Origin of the sequence: Cellulosimicrobium sp. Marseille-Q4280 (assembly GCF_943181405.1) — a bacterium.
In the GTDB taxonomy this organism is placed as follows: domain Bacteria; phylum Actinomycetota; class Actinomycetes; order Actinomycetales; family Cellulomonadaceae; genus Cellulosimicrobium.
Genome location: NZ_CALPBY010000007.1, coordinates 341,473 through 366,018 on the forward strand (window position 1 = coordinate 341,473; position 24,546 = coordinate 366,018).

25 protein-coding genes, 1 other RNA gene and 3 pseudogenes are annotated in these 24,546 nt (G+C 71.7%); 25 read left to right on the top strand and 4 right to left on the bottom strand.

What is annotated here, in order from left to right; translation table 11 throughout:
- Nucleotides 1-79: 79 nt before the first annotated feature.
- Together NFS20_RS18730 and NFS20_RS18735 are read left to right on the top strand one after the other, a co-directional pair.
- A complete protein-coding gene (locus NFS20_RS18730) occupies nt 80-796 on the top strand; it encodes a hypothetical protein (RefSeq protein ID WP_251153306.1) in 717 nt (238 codons plus the stop codon).
- Nucleotides 793-1,263 carry a hypothetical protein gene (locus NFS20_RS18735; protein ID WP_251153307.1) on the top strand — a complete coding sequence of 157 codons (471 nt, stop codon included), beginning with the start codon at nt 793-795 and terminating at the stop codon, nt 1,261-1,263. Before NFS20_RS18730 ends, NFS20_RS18735 begins: the two co-directional genes overlap by 4 nt.
- A 318-nt stretch (nt 1,264-1,581) precedes the next feature.
- Here NFS20_RS18735 and NFS20_RS18740 read toward each other — a convergent pair whose 3' ends face one another.
- Nucleotides 1,582-1,812 (bottom strand): hypothetical protein, encoded by a 231-nt coding sequence (locus NFS20_RS18740; RefSeq protein WP_251153308.1) that lies wholly within the window; start codon nt 1,810-1,812, stop codon nt 1,582-1,584.
- Nucleotides 1,813-1,996: 184 nt separating this feature from the next.
- On the opposite strand from NFS20_RS18740, the pseudogene NFS20_RS22180 reads away from it, so the two are divergent.
- The 16 genes and pseudogenes from NFS20_RS22180 to ssrA all read left to right on the top strand — a co-directional run.
- Nucleotides 1,997-2,278, top strand: a pseudogene (locus NFS20_RS22180) (ATPase, T2SS/T4P/T4SS family); the annotation flags it as partial.
- A gap of 280 nt (nt 2,279-2,558) precedes the next feature.
- Nucleotides 2,559-3,406, top strand: a pseudogene (locus NFS20_RS18750) (type II secretion system F family protein).
- A gap of 616 nt (nt 3,407-4,022) precedes the next feature.
- Nucleotides 4,023-4,340 carry a type II secretion system F family protein gene (locus tag NFS20_RS22330; protein ID WP_353050487.1) on the top strand — a complete coding sequence of 106 codons (318 nt, stop codon included), beginning with the start codon at nt 4,023-4,025 and terminating at the stop codon, nt 4,338-4,340.
- Between the two features lie 116 nt (nt 4,341-4,456).
- Entirely contained in the window at nt 4,457-4,675 is a 219-nt protein-coding gene (locus NFS20_RS18760; RefSeq protein WP_251153309.1) for a hypothetical protein, read from the top strand.
- A gap of 50 nt (nt 4,676-4,725) precedes the next feature.
- Complete coding sequence (locus NFS20_RS18765) at nt 4,726-5,073, top strand: TadE/TadG family type IV pilus assembly protein (RefSeq protein ID WP_251153310.1); 348 nt, start codon at nt 4,726-4,728, stop codon at nt 5,071-5,073.
- A complete protein-coding gene (locus NFS20_RS18770; RefSeq protein WP_353050486.1) occupies nt 5,070-5,642 on the top strand; it encodes a pilus assembly protein in 573 nt (190 codons plus the stop codon). Before NFS20_RS18765 ends, NFS20_RS18770 begins: the two co-directional genes overlap by 4 nt.
- On the top strand, nt 5,639-6,190 hold the full coding sequence (locus NFS20_RS18775) for a pilus assembly protein TadG-related protein (RefSeq protein WP_251153311.1): 552 nt from the start codon (nt 5,639-5,641) through the stop codon (nt 6,188-6,190). The genes NFS20_RS18770 and NFS20_RS18775 overlap by 4 nt, the downstream gene beginning before the upstream one ends.
- A gap of 174 nt (nt 6,191-6,364) precedes the next feature.
- The gene (locus NFS20_RS18780) at nt 6,365-7,018 is read left to right on the top strand and encodes a hypothetical protein (protein ID WP_251153312.1); all 654 of its coding nucleotides are present in this window, start codon (nt 6,365-6,367) and stop codon (nt 7,016-7,018) included.
- A 145-nt stretch (nt 7,019-7,163) separates the two neighbouring features.
- The gene (locus NFS20_RS18785; RefSeq protein WP_251153313.1) at nt 7,164-8,390 is read left to right on the top strand and encodes a COG1361 family protein; all 1,227 of its coding nucleotides are present in this window, start codon (nt 7,164-7,166) and stop codon (nt 8,388-8,390) included.
- A gap of 95 nt (nt 8,391-8,485) precedes the next feature.
- Nucleotides 8,486-9,610 (top strand): peptide chain release factor 2, encoded by a 1,125-nt coding sequence (gene prfB / locus NFS20_RS18790; protein WP_251153314.1) that lies wholly within the window; start codon nt 8,486-8,488, stop codon nt 9,608-9,610.
- Between the two features lie 150 nt (nt 9,611-9,760).
- A pseudogene (ftsE, locus tag NFS20_RS18795) lies at nt 9,761-10,441 on the top strand (cell division ATP-binding protein FtsE); the annotation flags it as partial.
- 218 nt (nt 10,442-10,659) lie between these two features.
- Nucleotides 10,660-11,571 (top strand): permease-like cell division protein FtsX, encoded by a 912-nt coding sequence (gene ftsX, locus NFS20_RS18800; RefSeq protein ID WP_251153316.1) that lies wholly within the window; start codon nt 10,660-10,662, stop codon nt 11,569-11,571.
- A 1-nt stretch (nt 11,572) separates the two neighbouring features.
- Nucleotides 11,573-13,048: a M23 family metallopeptidase gene (locus tag NFS20_RS18805; RefSeq protein WP_251153317.1), complete on the top strand. Its 1,476-nt coding sequence runs from the start codon at nt 11,573-11,575 to the stop codon at nt 13,046-13,048.
- A 164-nt stretch (nt 13,049-13,212) separates the two neighbouring features.
- Nucleotides 13,213-13,683 carry an SsrA-binding protein SmpB gene (gene smpB / locus NFS20_RS18810; protein ID WP_251153318.1) on the top strand — a complete coding sequence of 157 codons (471 nt, stop codon included), beginning with the start codon at nt 13,213-13,215 and terminating at the stop codon, nt 13,681-13,683.
- Between the two features lie 91 nt (nt 13,684-13,774).
- The gene (locus NFS20_RS18815) at nt 13,775-14,188 is read left to right on the top strand and encodes a hypothetical protein (RefSeq protein ID WP_251153319.1); all 414 of its coding nucleotides are present in this window, start codon (nt 13,775-13,777) and stop codon (nt 14,186-14,188) included.
- A 152-nt stretch (nt 14,189-14,340) separates the two neighbouring features.
- Nucleotides 14,341-14,707, top strand: a transfer-messenger RNA (tmRNA) gene (gene ssrA / locus NFS20_RS18820).
- Between the two features lie 56 nt (nt 14,708-14,763).
- On the opposite strand, the gene NFS20_RS18825 is transcribed toward ssrA, so the two are convergent.
- The 3 genes from NFS20_RS18825 to NFS20_RS18835 all read right to left on the bottom strand — a co-directional run bounded on the left by NFS20_RS18825 (nt 14,764) and on the right by NFS20_RS18835 (nt 16,877).
- On the bottom strand, nt 14,764-15,213 hold the full coding sequence (locus tag NFS20_RS18825) for a nuclear transport factor 2 family protein (RefSeq protein ID WP_251153320.1): 450 nt from the start codon (nt 15,211-15,213) through the stop codon (nt 14,764-14,766).
- Between the two features lie 307 nt (nt 15,214-15,520).
- The gene (locus NFS20_RS18830; RefSeq protein ID WP_251153321.1) at nt 15,521-15,874 is read right to left on the bottom strand and encodes a hypothetical protein; all 354 of its coding nucleotides are present in this window, start codon (nt 15,872-15,874) and stop codon (nt 15,521-15,523) included.
- The gene (locus NFS20_RS18835) at nt 15,867-16,877 is read right to left on the bottom strand and encodes a DUF4349 domain-containing protein (RefSeq protein ID WP_251153322.1); all 1,011 of its coding nucleotides are present in this window, start codon (nt 16,875-16,877) and stop codon (nt 15,867-15,869) included. The genes NFS20_RS18830 and NFS20_RS18835 overlap by 8 nt, the downstream gene beginning before the upstream one ends.
- 109 nt (nt 16,878-16,986) lie before the next feature.
- On the opposite strand from NFS20_RS18835, the gene NFS20_RS18840 reads away from it, so the two are divergent.
- The 7 genes from NFS20_RS18840 to nagB all read left to right on the top strand — a co-directional run bounded on the left by NFS20_RS18840 (nt 16,987) and on the right by nagB (nt 24,538).
- The gene (locus tag NFS20_RS18840; RefSeq protein ID WP_251153323.1) at nt 16,987-17,910 is read left to right on the top strand and encodes a PfkB family carbohydrate kinase; all 924 of its coding nucleotides are present in this window, start codon (nt 16,987-16,989) and stop codon (nt 17,908-17,910) included.
- 144 nt (nt 17,911-18,054) lie between these two features.
- Nucleotides 18,055-19,215: an ROK family transcriptional regulator gene (locus NFS20_RS18845; RefSeq protein WP_251153324.1), complete on the top strand. Its 1,161-nt coding sequence runs from the start codon at nt 18,055-18,057 to the stop codon at nt 19,213-19,215.
- Nucleotides 19,216-19,417: 202 nt separating this feature from the next.
- Nucleotides 19,418-20,749, top strand: a complete 1,332-nt coding sequence (locus NFS20_RS18850; protein WP_251153325.1) for an extracellular solute-binding protein — start codon at nt 19,418-19,420, stop codon at nt 20,747-20,749.
- Between the two features lie 91 nt (nt 20,750-20,840).
- Entirely contained in the window at nt 20,841-21,806 is a 966-nt protein-coding gene (locus tag NFS20_RS18855; RefSeq protein ID WP_251153326.1) for a carbohydrate ABC transporter permease, read from the top strand.
- Nucleotides 21,803-22,717 (top strand): carbohydrate ABC transporter permease, encoded by a 915-nt coding sequence (locus tag NFS20_RS18860; RefSeq protein ID WP_251153327.1) that lies wholly within the window; start codon nt 21,803-21,805, stop codon nt 22,715-22,717. The genes NFS20_RS18855 and NFS20_RS18860 overlap by 4 nt, the downstream gene beginning before the upstream one ends.
- Nucleotide 22,718: 1 nt before the next feature.
- Nucleotides 22,719-23,756, top strand: coding sequence for an ROK family protein (locus tag NFS20_RS18865; protein WP_251153328.1), 1,038 nt, complete (start codon nt 22,719-22,721; stop codon nt 23,754-23,756).
- Nucleotides 23,756-24,538, top strand: a complete 783-nt coding sequence (gene nagB / locus NFS20_RS18870) for a glucosamine-6-phosphate deaminase (protein ID WP_251153329.1) — start codon at nt 23,756-23,758, stop codon at nt 24,536-24,538. The genes NFS20_RS18865 and nagB overlap by 1 nt, the downstream gene beginning before the upstream one ends.
- Nucleotides 24,539-24,546 lie beyond the last annotated feature (8 nt).

Here is a 24,546-nt window from a genome sequence, read left to right on the forward strand (position 1 = left end):
ACGCCGCCCCTACCAGTAGGGTTGGCAGATGGCAACACTAGGCTGTACGATCCTCGGACGCCACCCCCAAGGAGTGCCAGTGCGTACAAAGTTCAGCGTGGTAGTCGACGGCATCAAACTCTCTGACGTCCCAACGCTGATGGTCATGCAGGATCAGCTCGATGATCTCGTTTGGTCGTCGATCAATGGCCGTGTCACGTTTTCTTCCAGCGTTGCAGAGGGCGTGGACGTCGTATGTGCCGCCTCAGAGGCTGCGCGCCGGGTTCTCTATGCGCTTCCCGGCTCGAACATCGTTGGGGCCGAGCGCGATATCGTGTCCGCGGCGGACGTCGCCGAACGCATCGGGGTGTCGCGCGAAACGGTCCGCACCTGGGCGCGAGGAATGCGTGGACCAGGAGGCTTTCCTATGCCTGTTGGAACGGTCGGAGGCGGGGCCCGTGGCGGTACTGATATTTGGTACTGGTGCGAGGTTCAGGCGTGGCTTGAGGCGAAGCGCGGCTTTGTGTTCGATGAGCGGTCGCCAAGCGTCGTAGAAATGGCCGCAATGGATGGTCATTTCAAGCATGCGCCGACTGTGCTCGATCATCAGTTCCGGAGCGCGCAAAGCGCCTGGACTTCGCAAGCAGAGGCCACGACCTTCAAGCAAAAGTCTACGGTACTGCGCAACGGCTCTCCCGAGGGCTGGGCGACCGTCTCGCCCTTGATCGCGAGAAGGTCAGGGTCTGTGCCCGGCACCAGGGGGTTGAAGGTTGACGTGTCCGTGGTCTACATGCACCAGCGGATGAAAGCGCAATGAGCGAGCGAACTGACGAAAGCGTCTTGGATGGCATGTCGCGGCTTGTCGAGGAGAGTATTCTCCGCAACATTCGGCCCGTCGCGATTTCAGCTGAGCTCCCGTTCAACGCCCCCTTCCCTTATGGCGATATCCGCTATGAGGCGGTCGATCCCGAGTACCGTGTAGAGGGTGGTGAACTTCAGTACCGCCTGGGATTCGGGGTATCTCTAGTCGATGAGGACGAGGATGTAGTCGCCGAGTTGGCGTGCACATTCCTTGTGGCCTTTGAACTCAAAGATGCAAGCGTTGCTGAAGACCGGGAGGCGGTTTTCGCGTTTGCAGAGACCAATGTTCTTTTCATTGTTTGGCCATATGTGCGAGAGATCTTTTCATCTCTAGCTATTCGGCTTGAACTGGATAAGCTTGTGCTCGGCGTTCTTCGTCGCGGGACAAACGCCCCTGATGGTGTGACTCGTGTTATCAAGTGATGCAACTGCACGGGACGCCCGCATCCGGACCCACAAGGACTGAGTGTGGCTCGGAGGTGACCGCGAGGGGGGACGTGGTGGGGGGAGCGAACTAGGAGCCAGCCGCCGGTATTGGGCGCGAGCTTCGCTTGAACCGTCGCGAACCGTGCACTGCTCAGCGTCGGGTGCCCGTGTCGTTCACGGGACGAACTGTCTGCCGGACCCCATCGGTTAGCGGCTGAGGGGCAGGAGCGCCGTAGTGTGTAGGTCGGCCGCGTCGGGCGTCCTGCCCTGTTCACGGACCCGCTAAAGGGGCCGTGAGCGAGCCGGGACGACCGATCAGCGGCAGTAGGTTCCTGCACTGTCGCCGACCGCGTGCGCGACCAGGTACACGTCGGACGCCCTGAGCGAGCCGATGCGGTGCAGGCGCGCCCATAGGGCCAGCGACGAACGGTCCGTGCCTCGGGTCGCGTCGCGGGTGCTCAAGCCGGCAGCCGCCAGCCGCCTGCGAGCGACCTTGGCCGTGTCACGGACGGACTTGCGCATGGTGGCGTTGCTGATGGTGCTCATGATGCTGTTCCTCTCGTTCGTGCCGCCGTCGTTGGCGGTCTTCTCAGGCTCCTGCGGCCGGGTGGTCGCGGGACCTCCAACTAGGTGACGGCCTGGCCCGTTCGGTGTTCCAGCACCGGGCGGGCCTCTTGTGTGTCTACCAGCGTGGCGCTTGCTGCGGTTCGCCGTACGCGACCTGGTGTCGATGCAGTGCTGCCAGCCGAGCCTCGAGGCGACGGGCAAGATCCCGCTTCGTCGCCTCGTGAAGGAGGCGCTGCGCATGCAGCTCGACCGCATCGTCATCGGCGAGGTCCGGGAGGCGGAGAGCTTCGACCTGCTGATCGCCCTCAACGCTGGAGTTCCGGGCGCGTGCACGATCCACGCGAACTCGGCGCGCGAGGCGCTCGCGAAGATGTGCACGCTGCCGCTGCTCGCGGGGGAGAACGTGTCCGACAGGTTCGTCGTGCCGACGGTCGCGTCAGCGATCGACGTGGTCGTCCACCTCGGTGTCGACGTGGACGGGCGCCGGCGGGTCCGCGAGATCCTCGGTGTCCCGGGCCGGGTCGAGGAGGGCGTCGTCGAGACGTCCGAGCTCTTCGTGCGCTCCGGCGACCGGCTCGTGCGGGCGGACGGGTACCCGCCCGTCGCGGACAGGTTCGCCCGGGCGGGGATCGACCTCGGAGCGGTGTTGCGCCATGCCCGGCCCGAGGAGCCGGGCACCCTGCCCGACGTCGCGTGGTCGGGGGGGTCGCTGACGTGGGGTCGTCGTGGGTCTGCTGCTCGGTGCCGGGCTCTTCAGCGTGTGGTGGTCGTTCTGGGAACCGTCGCCCGACGTCCGCGCCGCGACGACGGCTGGTACGCCCGGGCACAGGACCTCCTCGTGCAGGCCGGTGCGCCGTCGGTCACGCCGGGTGCGCTCGTCGCGAGCAGCGTCGGGATCGGGCTGGTCGTCGTGCTCGTGGCCGGCGTCCTGACGCGGTCGCTGACCATCGCGGCGTGCTTCGCCCTCATCGCCGCGTCGGCGCCTGCCATGCTCGTCCGGTCCCGCGCCCGCCGGCGCCGCGCGCGGCTGCGTGACGTGTGGCCCGAGGTTGTGGACCATCTCGCCTCGGGCGTCCGGGCGGGACTGTCGCTGCCGGAGGCCGTCGGGCAGCTCGGCGACCGCGGACCGGTCGAGCTCCGGGCACCGTTCCTCCGCTTCGCGCAGGACTACCGCGCGAGCGGGCGGTTCGGCGACTGCCTGGACGCGCTCAAGGGCCGCCTGGCGGACCCCGTGGCCGACCGCATCGTCGAGGCGCTGCGCCTGACGCGCGACGTCGGCGGGACGGATCTCGGGCGGCTGCTGCGCACGCTGTCGGCGTTCCTCCGGGAGGACGCGCGGACGCGCGGCGAGCTCGAGGCGCGCCAGTCGTGGACGATCAACGGCGCGCGCCTCGCCGTGACGGGACCGTGGGTGGTCCTCGCCTTCCTCGCGACCCGCCCCGAGACCGCCGCGGCGTACAACTCCGTGACCGGCGCGCTCGTCCTCGCCGGTGGCGCGGCGTGCACCGTCGTCGCCTACCAGCTCATGCTGCGGATCGGTCGGCTGCCGGAGGAAGAGAGGGTCCTGCGATGACCGGGGTCGGGATCTCCTGGGTCGGTGCCGCCGTCGGAGCGCTCGGCGGTCTCGGGATCCTGCTCGTCGTCTCCGGCCTGCGTGGTCGCGCGATCCGGCTCGACGAGCGTCTCGCACCGTACCTGCGCACGCACGACGCGACGTCGGCCCTGCTGCGGGACCAGCCGGTGCACACGCCGTTCCCGACGCTCGAGCGACTCGTCGCACCCTGGCTCGCGGACGCCGGACGGGCGCTCGACAGGTTCGGGTCCACGAGAGCGGAGACACGGCGCCGGCTCGACCGGGCCGGGCGCTCCGAGAGCGTCGACCAGTTCCGTGCGCGCCAGCTCGTCTGGGGCGTCCTCGGGCTGGCGGCCGGCACGCTGCTCGCGGTGCTCCTGGCGGCGACGCGCGGCTCCTCCGTCGTCGCGCTCCTCCTCGTCGCCCTGCTGTGCGGTATCGGTGGGCTGCTGGCGTGCGACCAGCACCTCGCTCGAGCGGTCCGCCGTCGCGAGGAGCGCATGCTCGCGGAGTTCCCCACGGTGGCCGAGCTGCTCGCCCTCGCGGTGAGCGCGGGTGAGCGCCCGGTGGCTGCGCTCGAGCGGGTCGCGACGACGGCGCGGGGAGCTCTGGCGAGCTGGCGACGACCCTCGCGTCGGTTCGCGCCGGGACCCCGCTCACCCGCGCGCTCGAGGAGCTGGCCGACAGGACGTCGCTCGCCAGCCTCACGCGCTTCGCCGAAGGAGTCGCGGTGGCCGTGGAGCGCGGGACGCCGCTCGCGGAGGTCCTGCGCGCCCAGGCGCAGGACGTCAGGGAGACCGGTCGCCGGGCGCTCATGGAGTCCGGGGGGCGCAAGGAGGTGCTCATGATGGTCCCGGTCGTGTTCCTGATCCTGCCGGTGACGGTCGTGTTCGCCGTCTTCCCGTCCATCGCGACGTTGCGGATCGGCTTCTGACGAGCACGGGACGGCGGACCGGGCGAACCGGACGCCAGGCGGAGGGCGTCGCACGGACGACGTCGGTGGGACCAACGGACGGCTGAGAGACGGCCGCCGCGACGAAGGGACACGAGATGCAGGGGCTGGTCGGCAGGATCGCAGGTGCTACGTCCACGTTGGCGCGGCGAGGGTTGCGCCGCGTGGCGGGGAGCGACGTCGAGCGCGGCGACGTCCCGGGATGGGTGCTCATCACGCTCATGACGGCGGGCCTCGTCATCGCGCTCTGGGCGGTCGCCGGACCGGCGCTGACGGCGGCGTTCAGCGAGGCGATCAGCAGCGTCAGCGGCCCCTGACCGTGGAGCCGTTCGCGCCCGCACCGCCCGGCGACCGTGGGTCGGCCGTCGTGGACTTCACCCTCGTCTCGATCCTCGTGCTCGTCCTCTTCCTGGGCGTGGTCCAGGTGTCGCTCGCGGTGCACGTGCGCTCGACGCTGGTCGACTGCGCCGCCGAGGGGGCGAGAGTCGCTGGACGCGCCGACCGCGGCGTCGCCGACGGTGTGGCCCGGACGAGGGAGCTCGTCGCGGCGTCGTTGTCGGAGCGCTACGCGCAGGACGTGACGGCGCGGGCGACCACGCTCGACGGGTTGCCGGTCGTCGAGGTGACCGCCTCGGCACCGCTGCCGGTGGTCGGGCTGCTCGGTCCGTCGGGAGCGATCACGGTCGAGGGGCACGCGCTCGAGGAGGGCTCGTGAGGCGGTCGGCACGGTCGATGCGCTCGCCGCTGTCGACGACCGGCGCACGGGTCCGTGGAGCGGTGCGCGCGGTCCGTCGCGCGGCGGGCGCCATGGTCGGCCGTGCGGACGGCCGGCGCCGCGCTGCCGACGATCTCGCGGAGCGCGGCAACGCCGTCGTGGAGTTCCTCGGTGTCGCGCTCGTGCTGCTCGTGCCCGTCCTGTATCTCGTGCTCACGCTGGGCCGGGTGCAGGCGGCGACGTTCGCCGTGGAGGGTTCGGCCCGGGAGGCGGCGCGCGCGTTCGTCACCGCGCCGTCGAGCGCGGACGGCGCGTCGAGGGCCGTCGCGGCCGTCGGGATCGCCCTCGGCGACCAGGGCTTCACGGAGGTCGACCCTGCGGCGGCGCTCTCGGTGACGTGCTCCGCGCAGCCGTGTCTCCTGCCCGGGAGCGAGGTCGCGGCCCACGTCCGGGTCGAGGTCCCGCTGCCGCTCGTCCCGGCGTTCGTCCGGGACGCCGTGCCGCTCGCCGTACCGGTCGAGGCGCGCTACGTGGCCGCGGTGGACGAGTACGCAGCGAGGCGACCGTGACGGGCCACGCCGAGCGCGGGTGGCGACGGGCCGCTGCGCCGACGCGGGCAGACCCCCCGGCGGATCCCGACGGCGGCGCGCCGACGGGCGACGCACGCGACGGCCGGGAGAGCGGCCAGATCATGCTCCTCACGTCGGCGTTCGTCGCGTTCGCGCTGCTGCTCGTGACGGTCGTCGTGAGCGCGACGCAGGTGCACCTCGAGCGCAAGCGCCTGTTCGACCTCGCCGACGCGCTCGCTCTGACCGCGGCGGACTCGATGACGCACGAGACGTTCTACCGCGGCGACGCGGACCGGCCGGAACAGGGTGCCGTCCTCACGCTCTCGGACGCCCAGATCAGGACGGATGTCCAGGAGTACCTGGGCCGTCACCCCGACGCCGTCGCGGGTCTCCACGGCGTGCGCGTGGTGGGCGCATCGACCCCGGACGGGCGGACCGCGGAGGTCTCGCTCGTCGCCGTCGCGCGACCCGCGATGGTCACCTGGGTGACTCAGCTCTGGTCAGATGGCATCATCGTGCGTGCGGAGTCACGCGCAAGGGCGTGGTAGCCGTCGACCCGTTCGACGACGAACGATCAGGGAGAGGACAGTGCGCAAGGGTGCGCGAGCGATCGCCCACCCGTCCGTTCACTTCCTTAACCTTGGTCGACCACCCACGTTCTTCTCTGTGCATCCGCGTGGTTCACCGTTATGGTGATCCGGTCCGACAACACCACTCCAACGATGGAGATCAACAACATGAATGCACGAGCAAGGAAGCAGCTCGTCGCCGGGGGTGCCCTCGGTGCGATGCTCATCGGCACGGTCGCTCTGTCGTCCGCCGCCACGGCCGACCCGGGCGACACCACCGACGTCGAGGTCTCCGTCTCGATCGAGTCGACCGTCGAGCCGGGCAACCTCGCGTTCAGCGTGGCCGCCGACTCGACGTCGCTGAGCGAGGTCGACTCGACGGTCGAGGGGACCCGCGAGTTCACGGGCACCCTCCCCACCGTCACGGTGACCGACACCCGCACGGCCGAGGAGGTCCCCGAGGGTGCCGCCTGGGCCGTCCTGGGCCAGGCATCCGACTTCACGGGCACCGAGGGCCAGGAGGCCATCGGCGCCGAGAACCTCGGCTGGACGCCGGTGCTGGAGGACGGCGGCGAGACCGGTCTGGTCGAGGCCGGCGAGCCGGTCGACCCGGCGCTCGAGGGCGACGACGACGACTTCAACAACGTCGGGCTCGAGAACCAGGAGCTCCTCGTCTCGACCTTCGACTCCGCCGAGGTCAACCCCGAGGGCTCGTGGAGCGCGAACGCGGACCTCACGCTGCGCACCGTCGAGGACGTCGAGGGCGGCGACTACACGTCGACCGTCACGCTCTCCCTCTTCGAGTGAGCGTCGGCTGACCACCGACCGCCCGGTCCCTGACCGGGCACGCACCGCCTGAGCGACGGCGGGTCGGGTCTCCTGTCGGCCACGTGCCGAACGGAGCATCCGGCCCGCCGTTCGCATGACCCCAGCACCGAGAAGGCACTTCCCCGTGAGCACTGCACGAACCGTCCCCGCACGACCCGCTCCCGAACGAGACCGCGTCGTCGCGCGCGGCGCGACCATCCGCCGTCGTGCCGCAGCGGCCCTTGCCGCGCTCGTCGTGACTCTCCTCCCCGCCGCGCCGGCGCTCGCGAACCCGTCGGCGGACGCGGGCACGACGATGCCGCGCGACGTCGACGACACCATCACCTGGAGCGTGGCCCCCGCTGATGCGGACGGGCTCGACGGACGGCGCTGGGTCGAGCAGACGGTGGACCCCGGCGAGACGGTCGACGAGCACCTCGCCGTGACGAACTTCGGCGACGTCCCGGCGACGTTCGCCCTGATCGCGGCCGACGGGTACCTGACGGACAGGGGCCGTTTCAACATGCTCCCTGCCGACCGGGAGTCCGTCGACGCAGGCACCTGGATCACGATCCAGGAGGACGTCGAGGTCGGCCCGGGTGAGACCGTCGTCGTGCCGTACACCGTCGCCGTCCCCGGCAACGCGACCCCCGGCGACCACCCTGCGGGCATCGCGGCCTCGGTGAGCAGCACCGGGACCGACGCGGGCGGTAACAGCGTCGGGGTCACGAGCCGCGTCGGCTTCCGCGTCATGACGCGCGTGACGGGCGAGGTGCAGCCCACGCTGACGGTTCCCGACGTCAGCGCCTCCTACACGCCGTCGTGGAACCCGTTCGCGCCGGGCGAGGTGCGCGTCACCTACGACGTCGCGAACGACGGCAACATCCGCCTCGGTGCCGACAGCACCGTCGAGACGTCCGCGCTCTTCGGTCTCGCGACGCGGGACGCCGCGGCGGAGCCGATGGCCGAGATCCTGCCGGGCGGCTCGCTGACCCGCACGGTCGAGATCGACCAGGTCTGGCCGCTCGGCCCGGTGACCACCACGGTCACCGTCACGCCCGTCCCGGTCGCGGAGGACGAGATCGACGCCGCCCAGCTCGAGCCGGTCACCACGACGGTGACCACGTGGGCCATCCCGCTCCCGCAGCTCCTGCTCCTCGCGATCCTGCTGGTCCTCTTCCTCGGCATCCGCGACGAGCGCCGTCGCCGCCGCAAGCGCCTCGAGGACATGCTCTCGAAGGCGCGCGACGAGGGTCGCCGGGCCGCTGCCGAGCGGGAGCGGGGCGACGGGGGCTCCGCGACGACGGCCGGTGCGGCGTCCGGCGAGAGCACCGGCACGGGTGGCGCCGCGAAGGGCGACACGACGGCCTGAGCCGCGCGTCGCCGTCGGGCAGCCGCCGGTGCACCCACCGGCACCCGGCACCCGGCGGCGACCCGCGCCCGTGAGGTCGCGTAACCTTGAACCTCGTGGCCACCATCGACTTTCCCGCCGAGATCAAGGCGCTGCGCAGCACGCTCGAGTCCATCGAGAGCGTGAGCGACCCGGAGGTGCTGCGCGCGAAGATCGCCGACCTCTCCGAGAAGGCGTCGGCGCCCGACCTGTGGGACGACCCGGACGCGGCGCAGAAGGTGACCTCCGCGCTCTCGGCCGCGCAGTCGGAGCTGGACCGGGTGAAGAAGCTCGGGCAGCGCATCGACGACGTCGAGACGCTCGTCGAGATGGGTCAGGAGGCGGGCGATGACCCGGACCTCGCCGCAGCGCTCGAGGAGGCGGAGGGGGAGATCGCCGCGATCCGCAAGGACCTCGACCTTCTCGAGGTCCGGACGCTCCTCGCGGGCGAGTACGACGCCCGCGAGGCGGTCGTGACGATCCGCTCGGGCGCCGGGGGCGTGGACGCCGCCGACTTCGCCGAGATGCTCCTGCGCATGTACCTGCGCTGGGCCGAGCGCCACGGGTACCCGACGACCGTGCTCGACACCTCCTACGCGGAGGAGGCGGGCCTGAAGTCCGCGACCTTCGAGGTCAAGGCGCCCTACGCGTTCGGGCACCTGTCGGTCGAGGCCGGCACGCACCGCCTCGTGCGCATCTCGCCGTTCGACAACCAGGGCCGCCGCCAGACGTCCTTCGCCGCGGTCGAGGTCATCCCGCTCATCGAGCAGACGGACTCGATCGAGATCCCCGAGTCGGAGATCAAGGTCGACGTGTTCCGCTCGTCGGGCCCGGGTGGTCAGTCCGTCAACACGACCGACTCGGCGGTGCGCATGACGCACATTCCGACGGGCATCGTCGTGTCGATGCAGAACGAGAAGTCGCAGATCCAGAACCGCGCCGCCGCCCTGCGCGTGCTCCAGTCCCGCCTGCTGCTCGTGCGCCAGGAGGAGGAGAGCGCGAAGAAGAAGGAGCTCGCGGGCGACATCAAGGCGAGCTGGGGCGACCAGATGCGCTCGTACGTGCTGCACCCGTACCAGATGGTCAAGGACCTGCGCACGGAGCACGAGGTGGGCAACACCTCCGGGGTGTTCGACGGCGACATCGACGGCTTCATCGAGGCCGGGATCCGCTGGCGTCGCGGTGCGCAGATCGAGGCCTGACCTCCGCACGCACCCGCCGAGCGGGTGACTCGGGCAACGATCAGATGCGCATGACCGCGGCGTGTCCGCCGCGGCGGGCCGCACGGCCGTGCCTACTCTCGATCGTCCGGCGAACCTGGTTCGCTCCCTGACCCGAGAGTTGTGCCTGCCGTGATCCGCTTCGAGAACGTCTCCAAGGTCTACGCGCGCGGCGCGCGACCCGCGGTCGACGACGTGTCCCTGGAGGTCCGGCGCGGCGAGTTCGTGTTCCTCGTCGGGGCGTCGGGTTCCGGGAAGTCGACGTGCCTGCACCTCATCCTGCGCGAGGAGCGGCCCACGAAGGGCAAGGTCTTCGTCGCCGGTCGCGACCTCGGCCGGCTGTCGAGCTGGAAGGTGCCGCACCTGCGGCGCCAGATCGGCGTCGTCTTCCAGGACTTCCGGCTCCTGCCCAACAAGACGGTCTTCGAGAACGTCGCGTTCGCGCTCCAGGTCATCGGGACACCGCGGCACACCATCGCGATCACTGTGCCCGAGACGCTCGAGATGGTCGGGCTCAAGGGCAAGGAGAAGCGGCGCCCGCACGAGCTGTCCGGCGGCGAGCAGCAGCGCGTCGCCATCGCCCGCGCGATGGTCAACCGGCCGCCCATCCTCCTCGCCGACGAGCCGACCGGGAACCTCGACCCCACGACGTCGCTCGGGATCATGCGCCTGCTCGACCGGATCAACCGCACCGGCACCACCGTCGTCATGGCGACGCACGACGAGGAGATCGTCAACCAGATGCGCAAGCGCGTGCTCGAGCTCGACACGGGATCCCTCGTGCGCGACCAGGCGCACGGGGCGTACGGCGCACGCGGCCAGGTGATCCCCGACCCCACCGTCCCGCCCGCGCAGGACGCGCCCGAAGGGGTCCCCGAGCCACCGCTCGGCGACCCGGACCCCGTCACCGGGGCGACCGGCACCCAGCCGGGGGCTGCGCCCGCGTCCGCACCGACGAGCGTCGTCGTCCGCCGCGAGAGCGCCCTGAAGGCCCGGCGGCACGCCGAGGCCGCGGCGGGGGAGTGAGCGTCGTGCGCCTCCAGTTCATCCTCACCGAGATCGGCCAGGGCCTGCGCCGCAACCTGTCCATGACGGTGTCGGTCGTGCTCGTGACGTTCGTGTCCCTGACGTTCGTCGGTGCCTCCATGCTGCTGCAGACGCAGATCGACAAGCTGAAGGACGACTGGTACGACAAGGTCGAGGTCTCCGTCTTCCTCTGCCCCGTCGGCTCGCCGGAGCCGACGTGCGCCGCCGGCGAGGCCTCACCTGAGCAGATCGCGGCTCTCGAGGACGTGTTCGAGTCCGAGCTCGGCGACGAGATCCAGACCGTGTACTTCGAGTCCAAGGACGACGCGTTCGAGGCGTTCACCGAGCGCTACCCCGACGGCTACCTCGGCACGGAGCTCACGGTCGAGGACATGCAGGCCTCGTTCCGGCTCAAGCTCACCAACCCCGAGAACTACGAGGTCGTCAACGACGTCGTCACCGGGCGGCCGGGCGTCGAGGTGGTCGAGGACCAGCGCCGCATCTTCGACTCGCTGTTCCTCGCGCTCAACCGGGCGTCGCTGCTCTCGGCCGGTCTCGCGGCGGTCATGCTGCTCGCCGCGGTCCTGCTCATCACGACGACGATCCGGCTCTCCGCGCTCAGCCGACGGCGCGAGACGGGCATCATGCGCCTCGTCGGCGCGTCCAACCTCTTCATCCAGCTCCCGTTCCTGCTCGAGGGGGCGATCGCGGCCGTCGTGGGTGCGCTGCTCGCCGTCGGCGGGCTGTGGGTGGGGGTGAAGTACCTCGTGACCGACTGGCTCTCGCAGTCCGTCACGTGGGTGGCCTACGTCGACGAGTCGGACGTCCTGGCGATCGCGCCGGTCCTCGTCGGCATCGCGTTCCTGCTGGCGGCCATCTCCTCGGTCGTCACGCTCAACCGGCACACGAGGGTGTGAGATGACCCCGACGAACAAGCCCGCACACGGCGCTGCGGTCCGCGCCGCCCGCCCGGCACGGACCACCCGCTCGCCACGTGGCCTCCGTTCGCCGCGCCGCGTCCTCGCCGCGGTCCTCGCCACGGTGGTCCTCGTCACCGGTGTCGTCACGGGTGCGAGCGCCGACGACATCGACGACCGGAGAGCGGCGGCCGAGCGGCGGCAGCAGGAGATCCTCGGCAACCGTGAGCAGCTCGCGGCGGAGCTCGAGGGCACCGACGCCGAGCTGCAGCAGGCCGTGCTCGACCTCCAGGAGATCGAGGCGCGGCTGCCCGTCGCCCAGGCGGAGCTCGAGGCGGCCCAGGCCGAGGTCGAGCGCACGCAGCGCGAGGCAGAGCTGCTCGCGCAGCGCCTCGAGGACGCGCTCGCCCAGGAGGCGTCGATCGCGCAGGAGATCGCGCAGAGCGCGACGCAGGTCGCCGACGCGCGGTCGAGCATCGCCGAGATGGCGCGCAGCGCGTACCGGGGCCAGGGCGACGTGTCGAGCCTCGGCATCGTCACCGGGGCCGAGAGCACCGAGGAGTTCATCGAGGAGTACGCCGCCTCGTCGACCGCGGCCCGCAGCCAGTCCCGGACCCTCCAGGACCTCCAGGAGGCCGAGGCGGTCGGGCGCAACCGCGAGGCCCGGCTCGAGGCCGTCCGGGAGACGATCACCGACCTCAAGGCGCAGGCCGACCAGAACGTGGTCGAGGCGGAGGCGGCGCGCAAGGCCGCCGCCGACCGCAAGGCCGAGGTCGAGCAGCTCATCGTCGAGCAGCAGGCCAAGAAGGCGACGATCGAGGACCGCAAGGCGGCCGCCCTCGCGCAGGTCGAGCAGAACGAGAAGGACCAGGCGGCGCTGCAGAGCGAGCTCAAGGGCATCATCGCCGAGCAGGCGGAGCGCGACCGCCGGATCGCCGAGGAGGCCGAGCGTCGTCGTCAGGAGGAGGAGCGCCGCCGGCAGGAGCAGCAGAACCAGCAGAACCAGGGCGGTGGAGGTGGAGGTGGCGGTGGCGGCGGAGGAGGCGGCAGCGTCGCGCCGGCCCCGCCGCCCCCGACGTCGAGCGGGCTGTCCTACCCGACGGCCGTCCCGCACATCACGTCGGGCTACGGCATGCGCCTGCACCCGACGCTCGGGATCTGGCGCCTGCACGCCGGGACGGACTTCCGCGCCTACTGCGGCACCCCGATCATCGCGTCGGCGTCCGGCACGGTGCTCTTCGCCCGGCGCTACGGCGGCCTGGGCAACCAGGTCCTCGTCAACCACGGCATCATGGGTGGGCAGAGCGTCATGACGAGCTACAACCACCTCTCGCGGTTCGCGGTCTCGTCGGGGCAGTGGGTCGACAAGGGCACGATCGTCGGGTACTCGGGCAACACCGGGACCTCGAGCGCGTGCCACCTCCACTTCGAGGTCTACGTCGACGGGAACACCGTCGACCCGATGAGCCGGCTGTAGCCGCACCTGCGGGATAATCGGTACCGGGCGGCGTCGTACACCCGTAGCCTGACGAGCCGGCGCGCACCGGGGAACCGGCGCAGCGGGCGTCGCGCACCCCGCGGGCTCGCGCGCACGCGCTGGCTCGACGAGCATCATCAGACCCACGAGGACGGTAGGACGACATGGCGAAGGACAACGGGCGCAAGGTCGTCGCCAGCAACCGCAAGGCACGGCACGACTACGTCATCGAGGACGTGCTCGAGGCGGGGATCGTCCTCAGCGGCACCGAGGTCAAGGCGCTGCGCATGGGGCGGGCTTCGCTCGTCGACGGATACGTCGACGTCGACCGGGGCGAGGCGTGGCTCGAGAACGTGCACATCCCCGAGTACACCGAGGGCACGTGGAACAACCACGCGCCGCGGCGCAAGCGCAAACTCCTCCTGCACAAGGAGGAGATCCTGCGGCTCGAGGCGAAGACCCGCGAGAAGGGCCACACGGTGGTCCCGCTCCAGCTCTACTTCCTCGACGGCCGCGCCAAGGTCGAGATCGCGCTCGCACGCGGCAAGAAGGAGTATGACAAGCGCCAGGCGCTGCGGGAGAAGCAGGACAACCGCGAGGCGCTGCGCGCGATGCGTCAGCGCGAGATGCGCTGACGCCGGGGCTGGTGGGCGCGCGCGCGGCGTCGTACGGTCGAGACCGGTCGCCGGCAACGGGCGGCGACAGGTCACGTCGACAGGAGGACCCATGGTCAAGCTGCGCCAGTACATCCCGCGTCTCGCGGCAGGGGCGTTCATCCTCAACTCCGGGCTGAGCAAGCGCGACGCCGACGACGAGGCGGCGCAGGGCTATCACGGCATGGCCGCGGGGACGTACCCGTTCCTCGGTGAGATCGAGCCCAAGCAGTTCGCCAAGACGCTGTCGACCGCCGAGATCGCGCTCGGCACCGCGCTCGTCACGCCGTTCGTCCCGACGGCGCTCGTCGCACCTGCGCTCGGCGCCTTCGCCGCCGGCCTCGTGGGCATGTACCTCAAGACACCCGGCATGACGCGTGAGGACGGGATCCGTCCGAGCGACCAGGGCATCGGGCTCGCGAAGGACGTGTTCCTGCTCGGCATCGCCGGCGGCCTCCTCGCGGACGTCCTGAGCCGCAAGAAGTAGGGCGGCGAGCGGACCACCGCACCCACGCACCCCGCGGCGCGACGGGCCGGACGGAAATACGCGGGCGGCCGCCGGTGTTGATCCCGTAGGCTGTACCTGCTGCACCGCGCACGGGCTCGTCCCGGGCAGGGGCAGTGGTTGACAACTGCACAGGGGGTGATCGGTTTCGACGGTGGTCGTGCTTCGAGGAGAAGCGGGCCGAGGATGCAGGCTTATCTCGTAAACGATGTCTGCAAACTACAGGTGCCGATAACAAGCGCACCGACTTCGCACTCGCCGCCTGAGCGAGTCCTGAAGTCCGTCAGCCCGAGCTAGCTCTCGACTCGGATCCTGGCGTCATCTAGAGAGCCACTGCTCGCAGTCCTCGTCACCGGGGCTGCGGGGACACCTTGGTGACTGAGCCCGTCCGCACCTTGTCTGCGTGAGTGCGGGGGCCGAGAAAATCTGCAGCAGACTGCGCCCGGAGAAGTCCTCGATCGGCGTCACCGGACCGGGGTTCGATTCCCCGCACCTCCACCCCTGCGACGGACGGCCCGCACCTCTCGGTGCGGGCCGTCCGTCGTCACACCCCTGGCTCACGGGATCCCGGGGTCCGGCGTCTCGGGCTCCAGGTCGCCCAGCGGGGCCGTGTGCTCCCGCACGGCGACCCATGACCCGTCGTGCATCTCGTAGAGGACGGTGCTGAGCGTCGGCGTACCGAACGTCCCCGTGTCGGCGATCGTGATCGTGGTCGACGACCGGTGGCGGACCTGCGCGGAGTCGCCGCGGACCCTGACGTCCACAGGACCGGTGGCCTCGAAGGTCGTGAAGTCCCACACGCCGGCGATGACGTCGTCCAGATAGGAGTCCCGGGACAGCACGTCGCCCGTCGGGGTGACCAGCTCGAAACCGGGTGCGTGGAGCCGCTCGAGGACGTCGGCGTCGGCGTCGACGAGAGCGGCGAGCCGCTGATCCTGGATGCGTCGCAGCTCCTCGACCACTGCTCCCTCGACGACGGCGGGCGGGGACGGTTCGGTGAGACGCACCACCACGACCGTGCCTACGCACCCCAGCGCGAGTCCGACGAGCGCGGCCACCGTCGCCGTCCGTCCGGTCCGCGAGCCAGGACGAGCTCCACCGTCGTGCGGTGCGATACCGGGCTCAGGATCCGGTCCGCCGACGAGGTCCACGGTGACGGTGTCCGGTCGCGACGGCCCACGACGGTGCCTGGACATGTGGACCCCCTCCCGTCCCGCTGTGGGTGTCGCGCCGCGCCGGGCTCGGTCTGCGCCCACCTCAGTATCCGCCCACCGGCGGTCTGGAGGAGGGGCGACGACTGCCCGACCGGTGGGATCACCAGCCGTGGTTCGCCCAGGCGGTCTCCGCGTCGGCGCCCTCGAGCCATCGGACGTGCAGGACGTCGCCCGAGATCGTCAGGGTGTCGTCCTGGCGCCCGACGCACGGGGCGTCCGGGTCGTCGCAGTACACGTCGTCGCGCACCGGGTCGTCGAAGTGGGCCCGCCACTGCAGGCGCGGCTCGGGGTTCACGTGACGCGGAAACGCGTGCGGACCGATGGTGTCCCAGTGGGTGCACTCGCGCGTCACCAGGTAGCCGACGGCGTGGCCGTCCGGAGCGTCCGGGTCCCCGTCCCAGAGCCGCCCCACCTCGCCGCGGGAACCGGCCGGGTCCGTGGGGCCGTCAGTCACGCGTCGCCCCGACGAGCGGCTCGGCGCCGACCCCGGCGCCCTCGCCGGGCGCTGCGCCGGGTCCGCCGTCGGGCTCCGCCGGGTCGCCCGCCGAGGGCGGCGTCCCGCCCGCGCCGGCGCGCCGACGGCGACGCAGCACCCACCGCACGACGAGCGCGACGGCTGCGCCCACCACGAGCCACGGCAGCAGCGCCCCGACGACCACGACGAGGCCGTTGAGGGTCGCGAGCAGGGCGTTCCAGCCGTTCTCCAGCCCGCCGAGGAAGCCGCCGGGGGAGAGCTGCTCGACGGGTGCTACCTGGACGAGCGAGACGGTCACGGTCGACATCGCGACCTGGTCGGTGAGCGCCGCCCGCTGCGACTGGAGGGACTCGAGCTCCGCCTGCCGGGTGGTGAGCTCCTGCTCGGCGGCGAGCAGGTCCTCCGTGCTGCCGGCCGAGCCCATGAGGTCGCGCAGACGGTCCACGGACGTGGTGAGCGCCTCGACCCGGGCGTCGAGGTCGCGCGCGGTGCCGGTGACGTCGACCGCCTCGACCGACAGGTCGTCCACTTCGCCGATCTGCTCGAGCGCGTCGAGCGTGGCCGTGGTCCGGTCGGCGGGGACCCGGATCGTCAGCTCGGCGTGCGCGGTCCCCTCGGCGGCGTCGCCGGACTGGTTGCGGGTCTCGACCCGCCCGCCGGCGCTCTCCGCGAGGTCCGCGACCTCCGCCGCGCCCGCGACCGGGTCCGCGGTCACGACCGTGACCCACCCGGTCGTGACGATCTCCCGCGCGGCCTCCGCCTGGGCGGCCTCGTCGCCCGCCGCGATGCCCGACACGGCGTCGTCGGCGCCCCCCTGGGCGGCCTCGCCGCCGCCGTCGCCCTCCACCGCGCGGTCCTCGGCCGAGACGGGCGCCGCTCCGGACTCGGAGTCGGCTGCGCCGCCGGAGCACCCCGCGAGGAGAGCCCCGCCGAGGACGAGTGCGACGGCGAGGGCGGGGAGCCGACGGGTGCTGAGACGCATGCTTGCGAGCGTAGGGGGCCAAGCGTGCGAACCGGACACGCGACCGGACATCGTGACCGTGTTGTGAACTGGTCGTGACCTGACCGCCACACGACGGCAGGATGGGTGGGTGCTCGTGTGCTGCGGACTCCTGACGCTCGACGTGGTCCAGGTCGTCGACCACCTGCCCGGTCCCGACGAGAAGGTCGTGGCTCGCTCTCTCGACGCGACGTTCGGGGGGCCGGCCGCCAACGCGGCGGCGACGGCGGTCGCCCTCGGGGTGCCTGCCCGTCTGGTCGCTGCGGTCGGTACCGGTCCGGTGGCGGACGCGGTCCGCGCCGACGTCGTCGCGGCCGGCGTCGAGCTCGTCGACGCGGTCCCGGCGCGGCGCCGGGACGCGGTGCAGCCCGCGCTCTCCACCGTCCTCGTCACGGCGGGGTCGGGGGAGCGCGCGGTGGTGAGCACGAACGCCGCGACGCTCGGCGACCTCGCGCGGGGGCGCGACGCGGACGACGTCGACGCCCTGCTCGGTCCGGTGGGTCCGGGCGACGTCCTGCTGCTCGACGGTCACCTCGCCCCGCTCGCGCTCGCGGTGGCGCGGCGCGCCCGGGAGGCCGGGTGCGTCGTCGTGCTCGACGGCGGCTCCTGGAAGCCGGACGCGCCGGAGCTGCTCGCGCTCTGCGACGCCGTCGTCCTGTCGGCGGACTTCCGCGTTCCCGGCGTGCCGGTCGACGACGAGGACGCGTCGGGGCGGGGGTCGGACGCGACCCTGACGGACGTCGCACGACGCGGACCGCGCTTCGTCGCGCGGACGCGCGGCGCGCGGCCGGTCGAGGTGCTGCACGACGGGCGCCGGTCGCAGACCGCCGTGCCGTCGCCGCGCCGCGTCGTCGACACGCTGGGGGCGGGCGACGTCGTCCACGGGGCGTTCGCGGCCGCGCTCTGCGCGGGCGAGCCCTTCGCCGCGGCGCTCGAGCGAGCGGTCGTCGTCGCGACGCGCTCGGTCGAGCATCCGGGCGCGCGCGGCTGGATCGAGGCGGGGGCCGTCGGCTGACCGGAGGACCTGAGCCCCGGAAGGCGGCCGGCTCGTCCGCCTCCGGATCGCGACGTGTCGCCCGCGTTGCCGCTCGACAACGGTTCGGTCACGGAGCCTCGAGCGGGTTGACACACACTTAGTAAAGGCGGTCTACTAACAAACATGACAACGGCAGTCACCGGGACCGGCGCACCGCGGAGGAGGCTGAGCTCCGGGCTCAGGCCCACCTCCAAGGTGCTCCCCGAGCACGCTCGGGCCCACAACCGCTCCCTCGTGCTGCAGCACCTCTTCCACGAGGGCCCCACCTCGCGCGCCGACCTCGCCCGGGCGACGTCGCTGACCCGCGTCACGATCTCCGACCTCGTCTCCGTGCTCATCGCCGAGGGGCTCGTCGAGGAGCTCGGCGTGCGGCCCGGCCAGCGGGTCGGCAAGCCGGCGATCCTCGTCGGGATGCGGACGAGCGCCTATCAGATCGTCTCGGTCGACCTCACCGACGACGAGGTCCTGCGCGGCGCCGTCCTCACCCTCACCGGCGACTTCGTGGTGCGGCAGAGCCTCGCCGTCGACGGCCGGACTGGTTCCGAGCTCGTGGACCTGCTGACGCGCTTCTGCCGCGGGCTCATCGCGTCGGCCACCCAGCCCGTGATCGGCGTCGGCATCGGCTCCCCGGGGGTGGTCGACGCCGTCGGCCGCGTCGTCGAGGCACCGAACCGTCGCTGGTACGACGTGCCGCTCGCGGCACAGCTCACGGAGCAGCTCGGCCTCGCCGTGCACGTCGCGAACGACGCGAACATCGCCGCGCTCGGCGAGTTCACGTTCGGCGGCGCCGCGGGGGACGGCCTGCTCGTCCTCACCGTGGGCGAGGGCGTGGGCGCCGGCATCATGGTCGACGGCGCGCGCGTGCGCGGTCACGGCGACGCGGCCGGCGAGCTGGGCCACGTGACCGTCGTCCACGACGGCGACCTGTGCGCCTGCGGGCGCCACGGGTGCCTGGAGACCGTCCTGTCCGTCCCGGCGCTGCGGCGCGCGGTCGACGGGCTCGACACCGAGACGTCCGATGCCGCCCTGGCGTCGGTCGGCAGGACGCTGGGCATCGCCCTCGCGCCTGTCGTCAGCGCGCTGAACCTCGCGGAGGTCCTGATCAGCGGTCCGGCGGACCTGCTCGACGGACCGCTGCGGGAGGCCGCGCTCGAGACCATCCGTGGCCGCACGATGCCCGTCATCGGCAGCGGGCTCCAGGTGCGGATGGCCACGCTCGACGAAGACGTCGTCCTCGCAGGGGCCGCCGTCCTCGTCCTGTCCGGACAGCTGGGGGTCTCGTGAGCGCCACGCCCACCTGACCTTCCTGCCCGACCGGGGCGGGTCGACCACGAGACCCGTCCCCCCGCTCGCCCGGCGCCCCGGAGACCCCAGTGCTGCACCCTCCGGACGCGGGGCACCGCACACCCTGAATAACGCAGGACCCCTGCCACATCTCGTGCGCCGTCATCGACGACACCGCACAAGCACCGAGAGGAAGCACCCAGTGAAGAGGAACCGCCTCGTCGCCACGTCCGTGGCGTCGACGATCACCCTGGCGCTCGCGCTGACCGCCTGCAGCTCCGGCGGCACCACGGGCGACGACGCCACCAGCAGCGGGGACGCGACTCCCGAGCCCGGTGACATCACGCTCTGGCTCGCGGGACCCGACACGCCCCAGGAGCTCCGCGACTACCTCGTCGAGACGTTCGAGACCGAGAACCCGGGCTCGACCCTCACCATCGAGCAGAAGGAGTGGCCGGACCTCGTCACGTCGCTCACCACGGCCCTGCCCGACGCGGCGAACACGCCCGACGTCACCGAGATCGGCAACACGCAGTCCTCGACCTTCAGCACGGTCGGCGCGTTCCACGACCTCACGCCCCTGTACGAGGAGCTCGGCGGCGACAACCTGCTGCCGTCGTTCGTCGAGGCTGGCAAGGTCGGCGACCAGAACTTCGCGCTCCCGTACTACTTCGGCTCGCGCTACATGTTCTACCGCAGCGACGTCTGGAGCGCCGCGGGCCTCGCGGTCCCCGAGACGCTCGCCGAGTTCACCGACTCGGTCAAGACGCTGCGCACGGACGCCCAGTCCGGCTTCGCGATGGGCGGCCAGGACTGGCGCAACGGCATCTCCTGGGTCTTCGCGAACGACGGCGAGCTCGCCGTCGAGGAGGACGGCCAGTGGACGTCCACGCTGAGCGACCCGAACACGATCAAGGGCCTCGAGCAGTGGCAGGAGATCTTCGAGGGCGCCTCCAACGTCCCGGCGACCGCCAAGGACGTCGCGTACTGGGAGTTCCTCAACGACGGCCCGGAGGGCGAGGCCCCCGAGGCCGCGACGATCATGGCTCCGGGCTGGGCCCGCTGGTCGATCGGTGACCTCACCACGAACGACGACGGCGAGGAGGTCCGCGACGGCATGGTCGACGAGGCCAAGTACGACATCTTCGCGCTCCCGGGCGTCGACGGTGGCGTGGCACCCGTCTTCGCCGGTGGGTCGAACATCGCGGTCTCGGCGAAGTCCGAGCACCCCGAGCTCTCCGAGAACCTGCTGCGGATCATCTTCTCCTCGACGTACCAGAGCATGCTCGGCGAGAACGGCCTCGGGCCGGCCAACAGCGAGTACGTCTCGGCGCTCGGGGACGACAAGTTCGCCTCGACGATGATCGCGACCGCCGCCGACTCCAAGCTCACCCCGCCCGCCCCGGGCTGGGCCGCCGTCGAGGGCGCCCTCGTGTACGAGGAGCTGTTCCAGGCCATCGCCGAGGGCGGGGACGTCACGGAGCTCGCGGCGGAGTACGACGAGAAGATCACGCCGATGCTCAACAACGGCTGACGCCAGGCCTGATCGGACCTCGAGAATCCTGTACCTGCGCCGGTCCGGACGAAACCTGTCCGGACCGGCGCGGGCCGGGAGGAGCCCTCGCATGAACACCACCGTCTCACCGCCCGTCGCAGCGGTCGCGCCCCTCGGCGACGGCGCGGGGCCGGCACCCCGGCGGACCCGCCGCCGGCCCCGGGCCCCCTACGCCCTCCTCGTCCCCGCGCTCCTCGTGATCCTGCTCGGCATGGGGTACCCCGTCTACTGGCAGGTCATCACCTCGCTCCAGGAGTACGGGCTCGCCCAGCAGTTCGGGCAGCCGCCGACGTTCGTCGGCCTCGACAACTACGCGCGCATCTTCACGGACAGCACGATGTGGGCCGTCGTCTTCCGCTCGATCCTCTTCTGCCTGGTCAACGCCGCGCTGACCGTCGTGCTCGGCACGCTGATCGCCCTCCTCATGAAGGCAGCCGGCAGCGTGCCGCGCGTCCTCCTGCAGGTCGCGATGCTCCTCGCCTGGGCCATGCCCATGGTCGCCGCGGTGACCGTCTTCAAGTGGCTGTTCAACTACCGCTCGGGCGTCGTCAACTGGCTCCTCGTCCAGCTCGGGCTCGACCAGTTCCAGGGGTACGAGTGGCTCGCGCAGCCGCTGACGTTCTTCTTCGTGGCCACCCTCGTCATCGTCTGGATGTCGGTGCCGTTCGTCGCGCTGTCGGTCTACGCCGCGCTGACGCAGGTCTCCGACGAGGTCATGGAGGCCGCGTCGCTCGACGGCGCGAGCGGCTGGGGCAAGTTCTGGCACATCGTCGTCCCGATGATCCGTCCGGTGCTGGCGATCGTGCTGCTGCTCCAGATCATCTGGGACCTGCGCGTGTTCGCCCAGATCCGTCTCCTGCAGGACGGCGGCGCACCCATCTCCGAGACCAACCTGCTCGGGAACTACATCTACGAGCTCGGCGTCGGGCGTCAGGACTTCGCGAGCGCGGCCGCCGTGTCCATCTTCGTGCTCGCGCTCACCATCGCGCTGAGCTGGCCCTATGTCCGCAGCCTGCTGAAGGAGGACGAGGCATGAGTGCCGTCACGACCTCGACCGACGCCGCACCCGTCCGCCACCGGGCGCCCGGTACCGCCTCGGGCCGTCCCGCCCGCACGTTCCGCCCGGGCAAGGTGGGGGCGGGGGTCCTCGCCGTCGCCGTCGCGCTGCTGTGGGTCTTCCCCGTCTACTGGATGATCAACACCTCGCTCCTGCCGCGGACGCAGGTGCAGTCGCGCACCCCTACGTTCTTCAGCGCCGACGCGGGGATCTTCAACTACGCGCGCGTGCTCGACGGGGACTCGTTCCTCAACGCCCTGCGCATGAGCGTGGTCGTCACGCTCTCGACGGTGCTGTTCGTGCTGGTCTTCGCGTTCCTCGCGGCGCTCGCGATCAGCCGCTTCCGGTTCCGCGGGCGCAAGTCGTTCATCATCGCGATGCTCTTCATCCAGATGCTGCCGGCCGAGGGCCTGTTCATCGCGCAGTACCGCATGCTGTCGAGCGCGAACCTGCTCAACTCGGCCGTCGGGCTCACCGTGCTCTACACGGCCGCCGTCGTGCCCTTCACGGTGTGGATGCTGCGCGGGTTCGTGGCCGGAGTGCCGGCCGAGCTCGAGGAGGCGGCGATGGTCGACGGCCTGAGCAGGACGGGGGCGTTCATCCGCATCACCTTCCCGCTCCTCGCCCCCGGCCTCGTCGCCGCCGGCGTGTACGCGTTCCTGCAGGCCTGGAACGAGTTCACGGTCGCTCTCGTCGCGCTGCCGTCCAACCAGGCGCAGACGCTCCCGCTCTGGCTGCGCGGGTTCCTCAACTCGAGCGTCAGCCAGGGGGTCAACTGGGGCGAGGTGATGGCGGCGTCGACGCTCATCGCGGTCCCCGTCATCATCTTCTTCCTCATCGTCCAGGGCCGGATGACCGGCGGCCTGGTCTCGGGCGCGGTGAAGGGCTGACGTGAGCGACCTGACCACGGCCGCCTCGCTCTCCGGCGAGGCGGCCGCCCCGAGCGCCCTCGGCGCGACGCCACGGCCGAGACCTGCGACCGAGACCCTCGAGCGCCCCGGGCCCGGGTGGACGGCAGGGCTCGACATCGGCGGGACGAAGGTGCTCGCGACCGTCCTCGGGCCCGACGGCGTCGCGCACGAGGCCGTGCGGGTCCCCACGGTCCGGGGCCCGCAGGGCGTCGTGGCCAGCGCCGCGCGCGCCGTGCGCGAGGTCGCGAGCAGGGCCGGGGTCGACCTGGCCGTGCTCGACGGCGTCGGCGTGGGGGTACCGGGCCTCGTGGACCCCGACGACGGGTCCGTGACCCATGCGGTCAACCTCGGCATCGAGGGTGTCCGCTTCCCGTTGTCGCGCGCGCTGTCCGACGAGCTGGGCGGGACGCCCGTGCGCACGGACAACGACCTCAACGTCGCGGCCCTCGGGGCCTCGCACCTCCGGGGTCCGGACGGGGGCGACCTCGCGTTCCTCGCGCTCGGCACCGGGCTCGCCGCAGGCATCGTCCTGGGCGGCGAGCTCCGCCGCGGTGTGAGCGGGGCCGCGGGGGAGATCGGGCACATCCCGATCGACCCACGGGGTCCGGTGTGCGCGTGCGGTCAGCGGGGCTGCGTCGAGGTGTACGCCTCGGGCTCCGCGCTCAGCGCGCGCTGGCCGTCGCGCCACGGGCGTCCCGCGCCGGCCGAGCTGTTCGAGGCCGCGGCGGCGGGGGACGCGGAGGCGGTGCGCATCAAGGCGGAGTTCGCGTCCGCGGTCGCGAGCGCCGTGCGCATCCTCGAGCTGACCGTCGACGTGCGCCATGTCGTCCTGGGAGGCGGGGTCTCCGCGCTCGGCGAGCCGCTGCTCGACGCCGTCCGCGCCGCCCTCGAGGACCAGTCGCGCACGTCCCCGTTCCTGTCGTCGTTGCGGCTCGCGGACCGTGTGTCCCTCGCGCCCGACGACGTCCCCGTCGCCGCCGTGGGTGCCGCCCTCGTCGGCCGTCGAGAGGTGTCCTGATGGAAGTCGTGATCGCTCCCGCCACGAGGCTCGCCGAGCTGGCCGCCGACGCGGTCGACGCGCTCGTGCGCGCGCGGCCCGACGCCGTGCTGGGTCTCGCCACGGGGTCCAGCCCGCTGAAGGTGTACGACGAGCTGGCGCGTCGGCACGAGCAGGAGGGGTTGTCGTTCGCGCAGGCACGGGCCTTCATGCTCGACGAGTACGTCGGCCTGCCCGCCGAGCACCCGGAGCGGTACCGCAACGTCATCGAGACGGAGATCGCGTCCCGCGTGGACTTCGCCCCCGGGGCCGTGCAGGGGCCGGACGGCAACGCCGAGGACCTGCCCGCGGCGTGCGCCGCGTACGAGGCCGCGATCTCCGACGCCGGCGGGGTGGACCTGCAGATCCTGGGGATCGGCACCGACGGGCACATCGCGTTCAACGAGCCGGGGTCCTCGCTGGCGTCGCGCACGCGGATCAAGACGCTCACGGCCCAGACGCGCGAGGACAACGCGCGGTTCTTCGGCGACGACGTGGACCGGGTGCCACGACACTGCCTGACGCAGGGCCTGGCGACGATCATGTCCGCCCGGCACCTCGTGCTGCTCGCGACGGGCAAGGGCAAGGCCGAGGCCGTGCACCAGCTCGTGGAGGGCCCGATCAGCGCCCTGTGGCCCGCGACGATCATGCAGATGCACCCGCACGCGACCGTGCTCGTGGACGACGCCGCGGCCTCGCGCCTGCAGCTCGCGGACTACTACCGCCAGACCTACGCCTCGAAGCCGGGGTGGCAGGGTCTCTGAGCATGCAC

What these genes read in the sequence shown, in the direction of transcription:
- NFS20_RS18735 (WP_251153307.1), top strand. Translation starts at nt 793, where the DNA reads ATGAGCGAGCGAACTGACGAAAGCGTCTTGGATGGCATGTCGCGGCTT.
- NFS20_RS18740 (WP_251153308.1), bottom strand. Translation starts at nt 1,812, where the DNA reads ATGAGCACCATCAGCAACGCCACCATGCGCAAGTCCGTCCGTGACACG.
- NFS20_RS18760 (WP_251153309.1), top strand. Translation starts at nt 4,457, where the DNA reads ATGCAGGGGCTGGTCGGCAGGATCGCAGGTGCTACGTCCACGTTGGCG.
- NFS20_RS18780 (WP_251153312.1), top strand. Translation starts at nt 6,365, where the DNA reads ATGGAGATCAACAACATGAATGCACGAGCAAGGAAGCAGCTCGTCGCC.
- NFS20_RS18805 (WP_251153317.1), top strand. Translation starts at nt 11,573, where the DNA reads ATGACCCCGACGAACAAGCCCGCACACGGCGCTGCGGTCCGCGCCGCC.
- smpB (WP_251153318.1), top strand. Translation starts at nt 13,213, where the DNA reads ATGGCGAAGGACAACGGGCGCAAGGTCGTCGCCAGCAACCGCAAGGCA.
- NFS20_RS18815 (WP_251153319.1), top strand. Translation starts at nt 13,775, where the DNA reads ATGGTCAAGCTGCGCCAGTACATCCCGCGTCTCGCGGCAGGGGCGTTC.
- NFS20_RS18835 (WP_251153322.1), bottom strand. Translation starts at nt 16,877, where the DNA reads ATGCGTCTCAGCACCCGTCGGCTCCCCGCCCTCGCCGTCGCACTCGTC.
- NFS20_RS18845 (WP_251153324.1), top strand. Translation starts at nt 18,055, where the DNA reads ATGACAACGGCAGTCACCGGGACCGGCGCACCGCGGAGGAGGCTGAGC.
- NFS20_RS18855 (WP_251153326.1), top strand. Translation starts at nt 20,841, where the DNA reads ATGAACACCACCGTCTCACCGCCCGTCGCAGCGGTCGCGCCCCTCGGC.
- NFS20_RS18860 (WP_251153327.1), top strand. Translation starts at nt 21,803, where the DNA reads ATGAGTGCCGTCACGACCTCGACCGACGCCGCACCCGTCCGCCACCGG.
- nagB (WP_251153329.1), top strand. Translation starts at nt 23,756, where the DNA reads ATGGAAGTCGTGATCGCTCCCGCCACGAGGCTCGCCGAGCTGGCCGCC.